Source organism: Streptomyces sp. NPDC048361, from assembly GCF_040651795.1.
Classification (GTDB): domain Bacteria; phylum Actinomycetota; class Actinomycetes; order Streptomycetales; family Streptomycetaceae; genus Streptomyces.
The window spans coordinates 51,893-68,401 of record NZ_JBEZKW010000002.1 but is presented as its reverse complement, the minus strand read 5'-3'; the positions used below and the strand labels follow the sequence as shown (position 1 = coordinate 68,401).

The 16,509-nt window shown below is 69.8% G+C and carries 19 protein-coding genes, 1 tRNA gene and 1 riboswitch; of the genes, 8 read left to right on the top strand and 12 right to left on the bottom strand.

The window, feature by feature from the left end; genetic code table 11:
• The first annotated feature begins 482 nt into the window (after positions 1-482).
• From AB0D31_RS01515 to AB0D31_RS01505, 3 genes are all read left to right on the top strand, one after another.
• Positions 483-1,100: a hypothetical protein gene (locus AB0D31_RS01515; protein ID WP_362715417.1), complete on the top strand. Its 618-nt coding sequence runs from the start codon at positions 483-485 to the stop codon at positions 1,098-1,100.
• A gap of 193 nt (positions 1,101-1,293) precedes the next feature.
• Positions 1,294-1,575 carry a hypothetical protein gene (locus AB0D31_RS01510; RefSeq protein WP_362715414.1) on the top strand — a complete coding sequence of 94 codons (282 nt, stop codon included), beginning with the start codon at positions 1,294-1,296 and terminating at the stop codon, positions 1,573-1,575.
• 152 nt (positions 1,576-1,727) lie between these two features.
• A complete protein-coding gene (locus AB0D31_RS01505) occupies positions 1,728-2,033 on the top strand; it encodes a hypothetical protein (protein WP_362715411.1) in 306 nt (101 codons plus the stop codon).
• A gap of 233 nt (positions 2,034-2,266) precedes the next feature.
• Here AB0D31_RS01505 and AB0D31_RS01500 read toward each other — a convergent pair whose 3' ends face one another.
• The 5 genes from AB0D31_RS01500 to AB0D31_RS01480 form a co-directional block, all read right to left on the bottom strand.
• Positions 2,267-3,616, bottom strand: a complete 1,350-nt coding sequence (locus tag AB0D31_RS01500) for a DUF445 domain-containing protein (protein WP_362715408.1) — start codon at positions 3,614-3,616, stop codon at positions 2,267-2,269.
• A 237-nt stretch (positions 3,617-3,853) separates the two neighbouring features.
• Complete coding sequence (locus AB0D31_RS01495) at positions 3,854-4,543, bottom strand: DUF1707 domain-containing protein (protein ID WP_362715803.1); 690 nt, start codon at positions 4,541-4,543, stop codon at positions 3,854-3,856.
• A gap of 43 nt (positions 4,544-4,586) precedes the next feature.
• Positions 4,587-5,555: an ATP-binding cassette domain-containing protein gene (locus AB0D31_RS01490; RefSeq protein WP_362715405.1), complete on the bottom strand. Its 969-nt coding sequence runs from the start codon at positions 5,553-5,555 to the stop codon at positions 4,587-4,589.
• Positions 5,556-5,622: 67 nt separating this feature from the next.
• Positions 5,623-6,399: an ABC transporter permease gene (locus AB0D31_RS01485; RefSeq protein ID WP_362715800.1), complete on the bottom strand. Its 777-nt coding sequence runs from the start codon at positions 6,397-6,399 to the stop codon at positions 5,623-5,625.
• A gap of 40 nt (positions 6,400-6,439) precedes the next feature.
• Positions 6,440-7,240 (bottom strand): ABC-2 family transporter protein, encoded by an 801-nt coding sequence (locus AB0D31_RS01480; RefSeq protein WP_362715402.1) that lies wholly within the window; start codon positions 7,238-7,240, stop codon positions 6,440-6,442.
• 273 nt (positions 7,241-7,513) lie between these two features.
• On the opposite strand from AB0D31_RS01480, the gene AB0D31_RS01475 reads away from it, so the two are divergent.
• Complete coding sequence (locus tag AB0D31_RS01475; protein ID WP_362715400.1) at positions 7,514-10,120, top strand: transglycosylase domain-containing protein; 2,607 nt, start codon at positions 7,514-7,516, stop codon at positions 10,118-10,120.
• A gap of 162 nt (positions 10,121-10,282) precedes the next feature.
• Here AB0D31_RS01475 and AB0D31_RS01470 read toward each other — a convergent pair whose 3' ends face one another.
• The 3 genes from AB0D31_RS01470 to AB0D31_RS01460 form a co-directional block, all read right to left on the bottom strand.
• The gene (locus AB0D31_RS01470) at positions 10,283-10,603 is read right to left on the bottom strand and encodes a multidrug efflux SMR transporter (RefSeq protein ID WP_362715398.1); all 321 of its coding nucleotides are present in this window, start codon (positions 10,601-10,603) and stop codon (positions 10,283-10,285) included.
• A 34-nt stretch (positions 10,604-10,637) separates the two neighbouring features.
• A riboswitch (guanidine-III (ykkC-III) riboswitch) is annotated at positions 10,638-10,708 on the bottom strand.
• Between the two features lie 85 nt (positions 10,709-10,793).
• Positions 10,794-11,126 carry a co-chaperone GroES gene (locus tag AB0D31_RS01465; protein WP_114036654.1) on the bottom strand — a complete coding sequence of 111 codons (333 nt, stop codon included), beginning with the start codon at positions 11,124-11,126 and terminating at the stop codon, positions 10,794-10,796.
• A 44-nt stretch (positions 11,127-11,170) separates the two neighbouring features.
• Positions 11,171-11,491, bottom strand: coding sequence for a DUF3618 domain-containing protein (locus AB0D31_RS01460; protein WP_362715395.1), 321 nt, complete (start codon positions 11,489-11,491; stop codon positions 11,171-11,173).
• A 143-nt stretch (positions 11,492-11,634) separates the two neighbouring features.
• Here AB0D31_RS01460 and bcp point away from each other — a divergent pair, with 143 nt between their 5' ends.
• The 4 genes from bcp to AB0D31_RS01440 all read left to right on the top strand — a co-directional run bounded on the left by bcp (position 11,635) and on the right by AB0D31_RS01440 (position 13,804).
• A complete protein-coding gene (gene bcp, locus AB0D31_RS01455; protein WP_362715392.1) occupies positions 11,635-12,102 on the top strand; it encodes a thioredoxin-dependent thiol peroxidase in 468 nt (155 codons plus the stop codon).
• Positions 12,103-12,253: 151 nt separating this feature from the next.
• On the top strand, positions 12,254-12,883 hold the full coding sequence (locus AB0D31_RS01450) for an HNH endonuclease signature motif containing protein (RefSeq protein WP_362715390.1): 630 nt from the start codon (positions 12,254-12,256) through the stop codon (positions 12,881-12,883).
• Between the two features lie 65 nt (positions 12,884-12,948).
• Complete coding sequence (locus AB0D31_RS01445) at positions 12,949-13,752, top strand: HNH endonuclease (RefSeq protein WP_362715797.1); 804 nt, start codon at positions 12,949-12,951, stop codon at positions 13,750-13,752.
• A tRNA-Leu gene (locus AB0D31_RS01440) sits at positions 13,730-13,804 on the top strand. Before AB0D31_RS01445 ends, AB0D31_RS01440 begins: the two co-directional genes overlap by 23 nt.
• Before the next feature lie 56 nt (positions 13,805-13,860).
• On the opposite strand, the gene rdgB is transcribed toward AB0D31_RS01440, so the two are convergent.
• From rdgB to AB0D31_RS01420, 4 genes are all read right to left on the bottom strand, one after another.
• Complete coding sequence (gene rdgB / locus AB0D31_RS01435) at positions 13,861-14,463, bottom strand: RdgB/HAM1 family non-canonical purine NTP pyrophosphatase (protein WP_362715387.1); 603 nt, start codon at positions 14,461-14,463, stop codon at positions 13,861-13,863.
• A 99-nt stretch (positions 14,464-14,562) separates the two neighbouring features.
• Entirely contained in the window at positions 14,563-14,985 is a 423-nt protein-coding gene (locus AB0D31_RS01430) for a hypothetical protein (RefSeq protein WP_362715385.1), read from the bottom strand.
• A 168-nt stretch (positions 14,986-15,153) separates the two neighbouring features.
• Positions 15,154-15,903 carry a ribonuclease PH gene (rph, locus tag AB0D31_RS01425; RefSeq protein ID WP_362715382.1) on the bottom strand — a complete coding sequence of 250 codons (750 nt, stop codon included), beginning with the start codon at positions 15,901-15,903 and terminating at the stop codon, positions 15,154-15,156.
• A 315-nt stretch (positions 15,904-16,218) separates the two neighbouring features.
• Positions 16,219-16,452 (bottom strand): PTS glucose/sucrose transporter subunit IIB, encoded by a 234-nt coding sequence (locus AB0D31_RS01420; protein WP_018517946.1) that lies wholly within the window; start codon positions 16,450-16,452, stop codon positions 16,219-16,221.
• Positions 16,453-16,509 lie beyond the last annotated feature (57 nt).

Below are 16,509 nucleotides of genomic sequence, written 5' to 3'. Positions count from 1 at the left end.
AACCGTCTGCGGCAGCACCGGCAACTGTCAGGAGCACCGGCAGCGCACGGAGACGAAACGGCACCGCCGACCCTTTTCGGCCACAGAACGTGGAATCAGCCGGCTTCACAAAGCCCTATGGCAGCTATCGTGGGAAACGGAGGATGGAATTCCGCCTCCCGGCGCGCTCCTCTACCATACAAATCGCTGCATCGTCTCAAGAATCACGATTTCCCATGGCCGCAAGTTGGCGAACAGCGGTGGCTTGACTTTTGCCGCCCCTGCAATGCGATGATCACATCAGGAAAAGGTTGATCGGGCCTGAGCGTGGTAGTTCCGAAATGGGCCGGTCAACGAACACATCGGACAGGGCGAAAGGCTATCCGCCCGGGAACAGAGGTTCAGTGCCCCCGCGAGGGAAAATTACCGCCGGCTTTCACGCTGCCGCGACAGCAGCGGAGCGGGAGTGTGCGCTCTTGGTGCGCGAGTTATGCCAGCACTCCATGAGCACCTACAGCAGTCATAATGTCATCGCACAGCAGGTGCCGACGGCCCGTTCCGCCCTGTCGGCGTACGTTCGTGCGCGCTCCGTCCCCCCGCTTAACGTCATGCGTCGCCTCTACGAGATCGCCCTCGATTGCGAGGCGGAGGACCCAGCCCGCCTGCCGTCCCTGGAAGACGTGCTGGAAATTTGGAGAGCAGCTTCAGTCTCGCGAAGGGGGCTGGGCGACGACGCAGTGCAGGCCCAGCTCGCTCGCCTCAAGGCTGCCCGCCGTCGCCAGCACGGCGGTGTGGTCCTGCCGGCGCAACAGGGGGGCCCCGCTCCGCGACCGACTCCTCCGGCTGCAGATGACGCCATCCGGCACCTCAAGGCAGGGCGGGAGAACGACGCGTTCTCGTTGTTCTGGCACATCGGACAGACGCATACACCAGCCGAGATCCGGGATGTGATCGCCGCCTACACCATTGCGCAGGAAAGGGATGCGGTCGACGCCGTGCTGGCCAGCGCCTCGGAACGACGGGCTGAGGATGTTCTGCTGGTCACGGCAGCGCTTCTGGAAGCGCAGTGCTATGACGACGCGATGGCTCTCGTACAGGCTTCCGTTCAGCGCAGCGGCTGACCCCCCGCGACACAGGGCCTCTGCCTGGAGCCCTCGACAGTGGCTCCGATACCAGCCCCAGGACGTCCCAGGGCTCTCCGAGCCCTGGGCGGAGAAAAGAAGAGTGACCCGCTGCTCCGAGGTTTGGAGACGCACGGAGCAGCGGGCACCGCGCCCCACATTTCCATCCGCGTGCACAGAGGATAGGAACGCTATGACCAACAATGACATGCCGCAGGGAGACGACGCCTCCGGTGGGCTGGAGCCGGCCCTCCCTCCTGCGGATCGCACGCGCACGATCGTCGCCCAGGTAACTATTTCGGTGCCCGGCCTGCGGCGCGAGTACCCCCGGTACGCCTCCGTCATGGGGAGCGGCGTCCTCTGCTCCGCCATCCTGTCGGGGCACGCGCCTCAAGACCCCGGCTCCCTCTGGGCGCTCGTCGTCCTGTCGATCGCGGCACTTTGGCTTGAGGCCTGGGCCCAGCGGGGACGGTAGTCCCCGCCAATTCGAGAGGGCTGGCGCGGTCTGCATTCGCGCCAGCCCTCTCAGCGATCGCCCGCCGGACGGACATACGTCAGCAGCACCCGCTCAGAGCCGCGCAGCGCCCCCGCGTAGCCTCAAGGAAACCGCACTTCAGGAGGCAAACCATGGCAAAGGTTCCCGCAACTGCGATCGCGGCCGGCGGGCTCGTCGGGGGGTATGGGGTGGCTCGGTGGAGCAAGAAGCGGCCGCTCGGCGGGGTGGCGCTTGCCGCGGCGGGGGCGCTTGCCGCTCGGCAGTGGCAGCAGGCCGCCGGGACCAAGGCCGCCGTCGGGCTGACCGGGGCCTACGTCGCCGCGTTCGCCGGGTCGCACCCGTTGGCCAAGAAGGTCGGCGCCTGGCCCTCCGTCTTCGGTGTCGCCGGAGTCGTCGCCGCGGCCTCCTGGGCTGTCACGCGCAACGCCGCCAAGTAGGGCGCGCCAAGAAGTTCCGGGGCCGCTGAACGCAGGCCCGCCCCGCGCCGTACCTAACGGCAACTCCCCGCAGTGGTCGGGCGCACGACCGGACGGCAAGGACAGGCAGGCCGGCCGTGCGCCCGGCGAAGGCCGGCGGAGCCCCGCCCGGTGGGAGCCCCAGCGGAGCCCCGGCCCAGCGGAGCCCCGCGTCGGGTCACGAGCGGAACACGGGCGGAGCCCCGGCCGAGCCGTTAGCCCCCGACCGCGTGCGACACCGTATAGATGACCAACCCCGCCAACGCACCCACCACCGTCCCGTTGATGCGGATGAACTGCAGGTCGCGGCCGATGTTCGCCTCGATCTTGCGGGAGGTGTCGTTCGCGTCCCACGATGCCACCGTGTCCGTGATCAGGGACGTGATCTCCGCGCGGTACGTCGACACCACGTACGCCGCCGCGTCCTCCAGCCAGCCGTCCAGCTTGGACTGCAGGCGCGGGTCCGTGGTCAGACGGGTGCCCAGGGAGAGCAGGGACCCCCGGGCCCGCAGGCGCAGTTCGCTGTGGTCGTCCTCCGCCGCCGCGATGATCATCGAGCGTACGGACGACCATGCCGAGGCGATGATGTCCTGCACTTCGGGCCGGGCCAGGACTTCCGACTTGTAGCGCTCGACCCTGCTCCGCGTCTCCGTGTCCGACTGGAGGTCCGCCGCGAAATCCGCCAGGAAACGGTCGAGGGCCCCGCGCGCCGGATGCGCCGGCATGTCGCGCATCTCCGTCACGAAGCGCAGCAGTTCCTTGTAGACGCGCTCACCCACCTTGCGGTCCACGAAGCGCGGGGTCCAGCCGGGGGCGCCCCCTTGCACCGCGTCCATCACCGAGTCCCCGTGCAGCACCAGCCAGTCGTGGGCCCGTACGCACACCAGGTCCACCGCCTTGCGGTGGCTGCCGTCGGCGACGATCCGCTCCAGCGTCTTGCCCAGGCCCGGCGCGATCTCCGCCGCGTCCGCCCGGCGCGTGATGGCCTCGCCCACCACCGCCTGTACGTCGGCGTCCCGCAACACGGTCAACGCCCCGCGCAATGCCGTGGCCAGCTCCGACGTGACCCGGTCCGCGTGCTCGGGCTCCGCGAGCCAGGTGCCGAGTCGGCGCCCGATACCGAGGGCGTGCAGACGGGTGCGCACCACCGCCGCGGACAGGAAGTTCTCGCCGACGAACGTGCCGAGCGACGCCCCGAACTGGTCCTTCTTGTTCTGGATGATCGCCGTGTGCGGAATGGGCAGGCCCAGCGGGCGGCGGAAGAGCGCCGTCACCGCGAACCAGTCGGCCAGCGCACCCACCATGCCCGCCTCGGCCGCCGCCGCCACATACCCCGCCCACGCGCCCGCCCCCGTACGATCCGCCCACGTCGCCAGGGCGAAGACGGCCGCGACCAGGATCAGCAGTCCGGTCGCCGTGGCCTTCATACGGCGCACGCCCCGGCGCTTCTCCTCGTCCGCCGCCGTGTACGCGAAGGGCGATGACGCCGACGCGCGGGCCGCCCCCGCCCCCGCGTCCGCCTCGGCCGGCCGCTCGGGCCCCGGCTCCGTTCTCCTGCGTTCCATTCGCCTCGCTCCACCGTTCTTGCCGGAAGCGGCCTCTTCCCGTGGGCGGTCCGCCTGACGTCCTCCCCGTGAAGTGACGTCTTCCCCATGAAGTACTGACGAGCCGCGCGATCAGTTCCCGTACCTCGCCGTATGTGCGTACGTCCACTCGTACGGGGGCTTTGCGAGGGGCCCGGGAACGAAGAGGCCGGCGCGGGCGTTGGACGCGCCGCCCGCCGCCCGCGGCCCTTCTCCCGCTCAGCCCAGCTCCTTGCGGCCCCGGCCCCGGTCCCGACCCTCGTCCCCGTCCCGCTCCCCGCCCCGCCGCTCCAACCGCAACCGCTCCTTCTGGGCCTTCCTCATCTTGCGGTCCACCCCGATCCCGCCCATCAGCGCGAACGCCACGATCGTGACCTCGGGCGAGCCCGGCGTGCCCTCGCCGTTGGCCTTGCTGCCGCCCACCCCGCCCATGAAACCGAAGCCCTTGACCTGGACGTTCAGCTCCGGAGGTACGGTCACGCCGATGCCGCCCATGATCGTGAAGAGGCGCAGCACCGTACGGCGGTCCTCGAAGCGGGCCTCGCGCAGATCGATGTCGCCGCCGCCCCACATCGCGAACGCGGTGAACGTCCTGGCCACCGTCCAGTTGCCCTTGCGGGCGAACCCGCCCCACAGGGCGAAGCCTCCTTTGGAGGTGGGCGGATGGCCGATGCGGGACGGCCAGTGGACCTCGACGTCGTCCTGCGTACGGCGCGGTACCGCGACGGCAGGGCCGGAGGCACCCGGCGCCGGCAGGTCGCGGACCAGTGGCTCCAACTCCCCGTGCGTACGCGCCTTGTAGGCCGCCTCCAGGCGCTGCTCGAACTCCTCCATGTCGAGGCGCCCCTCGGCCACCGCGTCCCTCAACGACTCGGCGACCCGCTCCCGCTCGGCGTCCGACGCCCGCATCTGTGGCAGCCCACCCGTTGGTTCACTCGTCATGCCGTGAAGCCTAGTGAAGGCCCTCACCCGCGTACATGCGCGCGATCACGGCCTCGATGTCCGGCTCCCGCACCGACAGGTCCGCCAGCGGGTAGGCCTGCGCGATCTGCGCCACCAGCGGCGCCGCCGACGCCGACGCCGGGAAGGCGAGCCACTGCCGGGGGCCCTCCACCTTCACCACCCGGGCGCCCGCCACCTCCACCGGCGGCACTTCGCGCTCCAGGTCGACCACGAGGGTGCGTTCGCTCTCGCCCGCCTCGTGGAGCCCGGCGAGCGCCCCGTCGTACATCAGACGCCCGTGGTCGATGACCATCACCCGCTTGCAGAGCTGCTCGATGTCGGTCAGGTCGTGGGTCGTGAGCAGGATGGTGGTGGAGCGCTCGGCGTTGAGATCGCGCAGGAACTGCCGCACCTTCGCCTTGCTGATGACGTCGAGGCCGATCGTCGGCTCGTCGAGGTAGAGGACGTCCGGGTCGTGCAGGAGCGCCGCCGCGATGTCGCCGCGCATACGCTGCCCCAGGGAGAGCTGACGTACGGGAACGTCCAACAGGCTTGCCAGATCGAGGAGTTCGACGCATCGGTCGAGGTTCTCGCGGAACCGGGCGTCGGGGATCCGGTACATGCGGTGGGCGAGGCGGTACGAGTCGTACAGCGGCAGGTCCCACCAGAGCATGGTGCGCTGACCGAAGACGACGCCGATGCGCTGGGCCAGCTTGGTGCGTTCACGGGACGGGTCGAGGCCCGCCACACGCAGCCGGCCGGCGCTCGGTGTCAAGATGCCCGTCAGCATTTTGACGGTGGTCGACTTTCCGGCGCCGTTGGGCCCGATGTAGCCCACCATCTCGCCGCGCGGCACCCGGAAGCTGATCCCGTCGACCGCCCTGACCTGCCGTTTCTCGCGGCGCAGCCGGCCCGTTCTGCGGCGTACGTCGAAGACCTTCTCGACGTCGTCGAGTTCGATGAGGTTCGTTGGTTCCACTGGTCAACCTCCTTTGCTGCAAGGTGAGATGAGGTCGGACGAGGTGAGGCGGAGCTGCCGGCGCACCTCAGCTTCCCGTGCTGCGGTACGCCCGCACACCCGCCCGCCAGGCCAGGCCCGCCAGCCCCAGGCAGCCGGCGGCGACCAGCGGGGGCGCGAAGGCGAGCCACTGGGGCACACCGAGCGGATAGGGGCGGCCCAGCACGTACAGCCCGGGCAGCCAGTTGACGAAGGCCAGCGGCAGGACGAAGGTGACGGCCCGCACCATGTCCTTGGCGAACACGGTCGGCGGGTACTGGAGCAGGGTCTGCCCGCCGTACGTGAACGCGCTCTGCACCTCCGCCGCGTCCTGCGCCCAGAACTGGAAGGCCGCGCCCGCCACGAACACCGCGCAGAACAGCGCCGTACCGCTGAGCAGCATCACCGGGACCAGGGCCGCTTTCAGTACGGTCCAGTGCACATCGAGGGCGACCAGTGAGCCGGCCAGGACCAGCACACCCTGGAGGAGCCGGCCCAGGCGCTGGAGCCCGAAGCGGTCGGCCGCCACCTGGGCGAGCACCGGGACCGGTCGGACGAGGAGCGTGTCGAGCGTGCCGTCCCGGATGCGCGCGCCGAGCTTGTCGATGGAGCCGAGGACGGCGTTGGTGAGCCCGAACGCCGTCGTCGACGTCCCGTACAGGAACGCCACTTCGGCGAACGAGTAGCCGCCGAGCGAGCGGACCTGCGAGAACATCAGAGCGATCACGACGAAGTCGAAGGCGGTCACCAGGAAGTTCCCGAGCAGCATCATCGCGAAGGACGCCCGGTAGGCGAGGGTGGAGCGGATCCACATCCCGGCGATCATCCGGTACGCGCTCCACGCGCCCGGCCCGGCCTCGCGCGCCTCACCCACCCTGCACCACCACCCTGCGTACCGCCGCGGACTGGAGGAGCCGGCCCGCGCCGAGCAGGGCCGCCGCCCAGCCCAGCTGGAAGGCGTACGCGCCGAACAGGCCCCAGCCCCGGTGGCGGCCCATCAGTACGTCCGCCGGAATCTGGAGCAGCGAGGACCAGGGCAGCGCGCGGGCCACCTCGCCGAGCAGCCCGGGGAAGGCGTTGAGCGGCAGCAGCATCCCGGAGAAGAACAGGCCCGCGATGGAGACGAGCGAGGCGACGCCCGCGCCGTCGAGCAGCCAGAACGCCGAGAGCGCCACCAGGAAGCGCAGGGCGAAGCTCACCACCACGCCGAACAGGACCGCCGCGAGGAAGGCGAGCCAGGTCGCCGCGTCGGCGGGCAGCGCAAGGTCGAAGACGAGCGCGCCGAACGCGAGCGGGATGACCCCGCGCCCCAGGAAGTGGAAGAGCGCCCGGCCCAGATCGGCCGAGAGCCACCACAGCTGGAGGTCGGCCGGACGGTAGAGGTCGATCGCGATGTCACCCGTACGGATGCGTTCCACGAGCTCGTCCGCGAAGCCGCCGCCGAACAGGTTGACCGTCATCAGCAGGGCCTGGCTGACCCACACATAGGTGAGGGCCTGGGACTGGTCGTAGCCGCCCAGATGGGGGCGCTGCTCCCACAGGGCCATATAGGTGTACGCCACGATGACGCCGAAAACGGTGTTGGTGAAGACCCCGGCCGCCGTGGCGACCCGGTACGTCGTATAGCGCCGGAACCCGCCCAGGGCCACGACCCCGTACAGCCGCACGTACGCCCCCCTCGCCTCCGTCGGCACCGAAGCGCAGGAGCCTAGCCCAGCGCTCCGGACTTCGCGACGCAATTTCCCCGGTCGGGCACGCACAGTGTCGTGACCGGCGAATCAACCGAAAACCAGATCGGAACGCTTTAATAAGACGAATCGCTTTCAATCAACTGAATCGTTCACATAAGACTGCATGGGCCCACCCGAATCGGAACGACCACGCCCACCCCGCACCCACCCCGCACCCGCACGCGATCGACACGCACTGGCCGGAGAGACATGAGCGACGACGAGCAGCCGGAGCCACCGCACCCCGGATCCCAGCCGCCGCGGACCTGGGAGCCCCGGGATCTCGGCCCCGCCGCAGCCGGAGCCGCAGCCGGAAGCGGGGCAGGGAGCGGCGCCGGGCCGGAGCAAGCCGCGGCGGACGGCGATCCCCCTCCGGACGGCAACGGCAACGGCACGCGCCCGCGCCGCACCGGATGGCGCCGCTTCGTTCCGCCCTGGCGCGTGCTGCTCGGCCTCTTCCTGCTCTGCGCCCTGCTGATCATCGGCGCGTTCATCGCCGGCTACACCCTCGTGTCGATCCCGCCCGCCAACGCCGTGGCCACCGCGCAGTCCAACGTATTCCTGTACGCCGACGGCACCCAGCTCGCCTCGGACGGCGAGGTCAACCGCGAGAACGTCCAACTCGCCCAGATCCCGCTCACCGTGCAGCACGCCGCGCTCGCCGCCGAGGACCGCGACTTCTACTCCGAGCGCGCCGTCGACCCCAAGGCCATGGTCCGCGCCGCCTGGAACACGCTCAGCGGCAAGGGCACCCAGGGCGGCTCCACCATCACCCAGCAGTACGTGAAGAACTACTACCTCGGTCAAGAGCAGACCGTCACCCGCAAGGTGAAGGAATTCTTCATCGCGATCAAGCTCAACCGCGAGGAGACCAAGGAGGACATCCTCGCCGGCTACCTGAACACCAGCTACTTCGGCCGCAACGCCTACGGCATCCAGGCCGCGTCCCAGGCGTACTACAGCAAGAACGTCGAACAGCTCACCACCGCCGAAGGCGCCTACCTCGCCTCGCTGCTCAACTCCCCCAGCGCCTACGACGTGATCTCCCACCCCGCGAACAAGCCCCGGGCGCTGGCCCGCTGGAACTACGTACTCGACGGCATGGTCAAGAAGAAGTGGCTCAGCCCCTCGGAGCGGGCCGCGACCACGTTCCCCGTACCCGGAAAGGTCAAGCCGCGCGCCGGGCTCGCGGGGCAGCGCGGCTACCTCGTCGAGGCGGCCAAGGACTACCTCACCAGCAACAAGATCATCGACGAGAACACCCTCGCGACCGGCGGCTACCGCATCACCACCACCATCGAGAAGGCCAAGCAGGACGCCTTCGTCAAGGCCGTCGACGACAAGGTCAACTCCCAGCTCAGCAGCGTCCGCAAGGCCGACCGCACCGTCCGCGTGGGCGGCGCCTCCATCGACCCGTCGACCGGCAAGGTCGTCGCGATGTACGGAGGCATCGACTACACCAAGCAGTACGTCAACAACGCGACCCGGCGCGACTTCCAAGTCGGCTCCACCTTCAAGCCGTTCGTCTTCACCGCGGCGGTGGCCAACGGCTCCACCACACAGGACGGGCGCGTCATCACCCCCAACACCGTCTACGACGGCACCAACAAGCGCCCCGTGCAAGGCTGGAAGGGCGGCTTCTACGCCCCCGCCAACGAGGACGACGTCTCCTACGGTCAGATCACCGTGCGCACCGCCACCGACAAGTCCGTCAACGCCGTGTACGCGCAGATGGCCGTCGACGTCGGCCCCGGCAAGGTCAAGCAGAGCGCGATCGACCTGGGCATCCCCGCCACCACCCCCGACCTGGTCGCCTCGCCCTCCATCGCGCTCGGGCCGTCCACCGCGAGCGTGCTCGACATGACCCAGGCGTACGCGACGCTCGCCGGGCACGGCAGACACGGCACGTACACGATCGTCGCATCGGTCACCAAGGACGGCGGGACGACCGACCTGCCCTCCCAGGACACCGAGCAGGCCGTCAGCCGCGAGGCCGCCGACACCACGACGTCGATGTTGCAGAGCGTCGTCGACGGCGGCACCGGCACCGCCGCGCAGGCCTCCGGACGGCCCGCCGCAGGCAAGACCGGCACCGCCGAACAGGACAAGGCCGCCTGGTTCGCGGGGTACACCCCCGACCTGGCCACCGTCGTCGCCGTGATGGGCGCCGACCCCGACACGGCCGTGCAGCAGCCGCTGTACGGAGCGCTCGGCCTGCCCCGCATGAACGGCGGCGGGCCGCCCGCGCAGATCTGGGCCCAGTACACCAAGGGCGCCCTCCAGGGCAGCGAGGTCAAGGACTTCGACCTGGAACTCCAGGACGGCGCGAACCTCCCGGTCGAACCGCCGTCCCCCTCGAACCCGTTCCAGTCCCCGACGCCCGGCACCGACCAGGGACAGACCCAGGGCCAGGACCAGGGACAGACCCAGGGCCAGACGCAGGGCCAGAACCAAGGCAGGACCGGCGGCCGCGACCAGGGCCGCACGCAAGGCCAGGATCAGGGCAGGACCCAAGGTCAGGCCCAGACGGGAGGCCGGAACCAGGGCCAGGCACAAGGCCAGACCCAGGGGACACAGGGCGGCGCCGACAACGAGGGCGCCGTCAACGCCGGCCAGAACCAGGGCCCCACCCAGGGGCAGAGCCAGGGGCAGGCACAAGGCCAGACCCAGGGCGGCGCCACGGACGGCGGCACCACCGGAGCCACCGATACCGGCGGCACCGAAGGCGGCGCGACCGACGGAGCGGGCGGCACCACGGCCGGCGCCGCCGAACGCCCCCAGGGCCCCCGCACCCCATGGAGCCCGACCCGCCCATGACGACGTGCGCATGACGACGTGCGGCGGTACGGGTGGCCGGACAGCGCGGCGCTACGGGTGGCCGGACAGTGCGGCGCTGCGGGCGGCCGGACAGCGCGGCGCTACGGGTGGCCGGACAGCGCGGCGGTCCGGGTGGCCGGACAGTGCGGCGGTGCGCCGTGATCAGTGACCGCTCGTCGCCTTGAGGCCGACGACCGCGACGAGGAGCAGACAGACGAAGAAGATCCGGGCGGCGGTGGCCGGTTCACCCAGCACCACCATGCCGAGCACCGCCGCACCCGCGGCGCCGATGCCCACCCACACGCCGTACGCCGTGCCGATCGGCAGCGTCTTGGCGGCCTGCGACAGCAGCATCATGGAAGCGACGATCCCGAGGCCGGTGAGCACACTGGGCACCGGACGCGTGAAACCGTCGGTGTACTTCATCCCGATCGACCAGCCGACTTCGAGCAGACCGGCGACCACAAGCAGAACCCATGCCATGACGGCACCTCCGAGACGCGTGAGGGACTGAGCGGGTGCGTCGTCTTGTCCTGACCCGGTACGACGCGTCTCGTCGGGGTCCCACCACCGTAACAAAGGGCATGCGAAAGGGCCGGTGACAACGGTCACCAGCCCTTTGGCGAGGCTCGTCGAGGTGGACCCGCGGGTCGCTACAGATACAGCCGCGCCGCTACAGATACAGCCCGGTCGCGTCCACCGACACCCGCTCGGACGCCACCGCGTGCAGATCGCGCTCCCGCATCAGGACGTACGCCACACCCCGCACCTCGACCTCGGCACGGTCCTCGGGGTCGTACAGGACCCGGTCGCCCGGCTCCACCGTGCGCACGTTCTGGCCGACCGCGACCACCTCGGCCCAGGCCAGCCGCTTGCCGACGGCGGCGGTCGCCGGAATGAGGATGCCGCCGCCCGAACGCCGCTCGCCCTCGGGGGTGTCTGACCTGACGAGCACACGGTCGTGCAACATCCGGATGGGCAGCTTGTCGTGGGTGTTCTCGCTCACGAGGTCGAACCTACCCGCACCGGCGCCGGACGTACGCCGAAGGGTCAGGCACGCCGCTTCTTCGCCGACAGGGCGAACAGCCCCACAAGGCCGACCGCCACGAGCGCGACCGGCACGATGCGCTCCACGCGGGGCGCCCCGTCCTCGGACACGAACTGCGCCTTCACATCGCTCACCGCACGGTTCACCGCGACGTACGCGCGTCCCGCGGTGTGGTCCACCGTCGAGACGAGCCGCGCCTTCGCGTCGCCGACGATCGTGGACGGGTGCAGCCGCACCCCGATCTCGTCAAGGGTCACCGCGAGCTGGTCCCGCCGGCTCCTGATGTCCGCCTCGATCTGCGCAGGGGTCCTGGCTTCCGACACTGCGCCGCCTCCGGTGGTCGTATGGGGTCATCCGTCCTCCACAGTCTGTCAGCTCTGTGGCCAATGCACTGTCACAGGCCCCCATTAGGCTCTGTCGGTGTACACCCCACCCCCCTGATTTTCAGGTCCTTCCGGAGGAATCCATGAGCGAGCGACTTCAGCCCGGCGACACCGCGCCCGCCTTCACCCTGCCCGACGCCGACGGCAACGAGGTCTCGCTCGCCGCCCACAAGGGCCGCAAGGTCATCGTGTACTTCTACCCGGCCGCCCTCACCCCCGGCTGCACCAAGCAGGCGTGCGACTTCACGGACAACCTGGAGCTGCTCACCGGCGCCGGGTACGACGTCATCGGCGTCTCCCCCGACAAGCCGGAGAAGCTCGCGAAGTTCCGCGAGAAGGAGTCCCTGAAGGTCACGCTGGTCGGCGACCCCTCGAAGGAGGTCCTGGAGGCGTACGGGGCGTACGGCGAGAAGAAGCTGTACGGCAAGACGGTGACCGGGGTCATCCGCTCGACGGTGGTCGTGGACGAGGACGGGAAGGTGGAGCGCGCCCTGTACAACGTGAAGGCGACGGGCCACGTAGCCAAGATCATCAAGGACCTGGGCGTCTGACTCCGCCCCGGCCCAGCACCCCGGACGTCCCGAACGGCCCCTGCCCTTCCTCAAGCGGCAGGGCTCGTTCCGCATTTCGGGTGTGACTGTCCGCTATTCGGTTCGTTACTCCGTACGAGGCCGCGAACGGGTGGCCGGGACGGAGGATGGCATGGCGGTCAGGTACACCCCCGAGCTGCTCGCTGAGGCAGCGCGCAAAACCCGCCACATAGACGACGCGGTCCGCTGGTGCGGGGGTAAAGCTACCCCCGGCAGCAGGCGCTATCTCCGGCGGCGGATGGCCGAGGCGGGGATCGACATTTCACACTTCACCACGCAGCAGGTTCGGCATACGGAAGAACGCCTGCGAGCGGCCGTGGCGGTGTCGAACAACATCAAGGACGTCATACGCCACTTGGGCATCAGCCAAGTCGGTGGGAACCAGGCCCACATCGGCAGGCGCCTGGCTGTACTGGGAATCGACACCAGCCATTTCACCCGCACCCGCCGAGGCCGTCCGAAAGGTTCACTCGGCGATCCCCTCAGCCTGCGCGAGCCCGAGGACGGCAGGATCCCGGGCCGCCGTTTGCGGCGCGCGCTCCGGGTCAAAGGAGTCGAGGAGCGGTGCACGATGTGCGGCACCGGGCCCGAGAGGAACGGCAGGCCGCTGCAACTCGAAGTCGACCACATCAACGGTGACTGGTGGGACAACCGACCGGAAAACCTTCGGCTCCTCTGCCCCAACTGCCATGCGGTGACGGACACTTATCGGGGCCGCAAGCGGCGGGTACAAACATCGTGAGCTCCCCGAAGTACCCCCGCGACCTGCTCGTGCACACGGCAGGCGTGTCCAGCAGTTTGGTCGACATGCTGAGAAGGCTCGACGCCCCGTTGGGCAGTCGGCCTCTGCGTTATCTCGGCGAGAGGCTCAGGCACTACGGCATCAACACCTCACACTTCGTTGAAGAGTCGCTGCCTGAACGGGCTCGCCGTTCCTATCCGAAGGAGTTGCTCGCGGAGGCGGCCGCCCAGTCGCACAGCATCCGGGAAGTGATCGAGTACATGGGTTTCTCTCCACGCGACTGCCCGTACGGGCACATACGCAAGAAGCTCGACCGGTTCGGCATCGATACCTCCCACTTCATCGGCGGACGCAGAAACGTGCCCCACCTCCTGCCCCGCGAGGCGCTCTCGCCCGCCGTTGCGTCCTCGCAGAGCCTCGCGGGAGTGCTGAAGCAGCTCGGCATCACCGACAACGGCGGAAGCCGGGCCCGCCTCAAGCGCAGCCTGGACGTGCATGGCATCCGCACCGACCATTTCCTCGGTCAGGGCCACCGCCGCGGCGTCCCGTCCGAGGTGCGTAAATCTGCGAGCGACATCCTGGTGCGACTCACGTCGGGCTCCGCCCGCACCGGCACGGCGCAGCTTCGGCGCGCGCTCGACGACTTGGAGATTGCCCACGTGTGCGAGGCCTGCGGCGTGGGCGACACATGGCAAGGCAAACGGCTCGTCCTGGAGATCGACCACATCAACGGTGACCGCCTCGACAACCGGCGGGAAAACCTGCGCTACCTGTGTCCGTCCTGCCACAGCCAGACCGGTACCTTTTCCAACCGCCGGGTGCCGCCCAGTAGAGTGGGCAGCGCCGGGGCCCGTATCCCAGCTGGCTAGAGGACGCCGGTTTAGATCCGGCGCGTCGTGGGTTCAAGTCCCACCGGGCCCACAGGCAGAAAAGGCCCGGCACCTTCGAAACGAAGGTGCCGGGCCTTCGCCATCTGTTCAGCCCACCAGCTCCCGCACCACCGGTACCAACGCCCGAAACGCCTGCCCGCGATGGCTGATCGCGTTCTTCTCGGCCGCCGTCAGCTCCGCGCACGTGCGGGTCTCGCCCTCGGGCTGGAGGATCGGGTCGTAGCCGAAGCCGCCCGTGCCGACGGGGGTGTGGCGCAGGGTGCCGAGGAGGCGGCCCTCGACGACGCGTTCCGTGCCGTCGGGCAGGGCGAGGGCCGCGGCGCAGGCGAAGTGGGCCGCGCGGTGTTCGTCGCCGATGTCGGCGAGCTGGGCGAGCAGGAGGTCGAGGTTGGCCCGGTCGTCGCCGTGGGTGCCGGACCAGCGGGCCGAGAAGATGCCGGGGGCGCCGTTGAGGACGTCGACGCAGAGGCCGGAGTCGTCGGCGACGGCGGGCAGTCCGGTGGCCTGGGCGAGGGCGTGGGCCTTGAGGAGGGCGTTCCCGGCGAAGGTGACGCCGGTTTCCTTGACGTCGGGGATCTCGGGGTAGGCGTCGGCGCCCACGAGTTCGTGGGGCAGGCCTGCGGCGGCGAGGATGGCGTGGAGTTCGGTGACTTTGCCGGCGTTGCGGGTGGCGAGGATCAGGCGGGTCATGTCCACCAGTATCGGGGGCCGGGCGGGGTGACCTGGGGCGGTGGGGTGACGCGTCGGGGCGCGGGGGTGCCGGCCGGCTTACGGGGTGCTACGGCGTGTTTACGGGGTGCAGACCTTGCCTATTTCGTTGGCTGCTTCCGTGACGCCGCTGATGTCGGGGGTGTCGTCGCCGTCCTTGAGGGCTGAACGGACGTTGTCCACCGCCTTGTTGAGGTGGTCGACCGCCTTGGAGAGGTCGGCGTTTCCGGTCTTGCTCTTCAGCGTCGACAGCTGCGTGTCGATGTCGTTCAGGGCCTGATCGGCCTGAGCGGGGTTGTCCGTGGCGTTGCCGACCGCCTTGCCGAGGTTGTCGACGGCGGCCCCGATGGCCTGGGCGGTGTTGACGCAGTCGATCGCCTTGTCGATGGCTCCGCAGCCCGCGGTGACGGTGATGATGACGGTGATGGTGATGGTGATGGCCACGGTCGCGGTCGCGGTGGCGGTGGCGGTGGCGACGGCGGAGGAGAGCGGGGTTCGGCGCATCGTACGGGTCCTCCCCCAAGGTCTTCCGCTGGGCTCCGGTGGGCTCGGGTGGGCTCCGGTGGGCTTCCGGTGAGCTCCCTGGGCTTCCGGGGGTGACGGACGGGCGCACGGTTGGCCCGTACGCCCGTAGTCGTGGTGACGCGGGGAGCGTCCCCCGTGGTTGCCTCGTTACGCTCCGGGCTGTTCTGCGGACGCGGCCGCCAGGGCGCGGAGCTGGAGGGCGGCGAGGTCGGCACAGCCTCCGGTGGCGAGGTCGAGGAGGGCGTTGAGCTCCTTGCGGTCGAAGGGCTCGGCCTCGGCGGTGCCCTGGACTTCGACGAAGCGGCCGTCGCCGGTGCAGACGACGTTCATGTCGGTTTCGGCGCGTACGTCTTCCTCGTAGCAGAGGTCGAGGAGAGGGGCGCCGTCGACGATGCCGACGGAGACGGCGGAGACGGTGCCGGTCAGGGGGCGGCGGCCGTGCTTGATGAGCTTCTTGCCCTGGGCCCAGGTGACGGCGTCGGCGAGGGCGACGTAGGCGCCGGTGATGGCGGCGGTGCGGGTGCCGCCGTCTGCCTGGAGGACGTCGCAGTCCAGGACGATGGTGTTCTCGCCGAGCGCCTTGTAGTCGATGACGGCGCGCAGGGAGCGGCCGATCAGGCGGGAGATTTCGTGGGTGCGGCCGCCGATCTTGCCGCGGACGGATTCGCGGTCGCCGCGGGTGTTGGTGGAGCGGGGCAGCATGGAGTATTCGGCGGTGACCCAGCCTTCGCCGCTGCCCTTGCGCCAGCGCGGGACGCCTTCGCTGAAGGAGGCGGTGCAGAAGACTTTGGTGTCGCCGAACGAGACGAGGACGGAGCCCTCGGCGTGCTTGCTCCATCCGCGTTCGATGGTGACGGGGCGGAGCTGTTCGGGGGTGCGGCCGTCGATTCGATCCATGGTCGAGAGCCTAGGCGATTCGGGTGGTGCGGATTCCCCGGATCCCCTTCCCCGTCCGTGCCCCGGATCCCCTTCCCCGTCCGCGCCCCGGATCCCCGTCCCCGTCCGTGCCCCGGATCCCCTTCCCCGTCCGTGCCCCGGATCCCCTTCCCCGTCCGTGCCCCGGATCCCCTTCCCCGTCCGTGTACGCGAAGGCGCGGGTCCCGCGTGTACGCGTACGCGAAGGCGCGGCCGCCCGTGTACGCGACTGGGCGTGGGCGAACGCGAAGGGCCGGCCCCGTGGGGGGCCGGCCCTGGCGGTGTGGGTTCAGCGACTCACATCATGTCTTCGATGTCCGCGGCGATGGGGTCCGCGTCGGTGCCGATGACGACCTGGATGGCCGTGCCCATCTTGACGACGCCGTGGGCGCCGGCGGCCTTCAGCGCGGCCTCGTCGACCTTGCTCGGGTCGATGACCTCGGTGCGCAGGCGCGTGATGCAGCCCTCGACCTCTTCGATGTTCTCGATACCGCCGAGGCCGGCGACGATCTTCTCAGCCTTGCTGGCCATGTGTCTCTCCTGGTTCTGAAGAACGCTGTGTCGGCCCACGGTAGGTCCGCTTTGTCA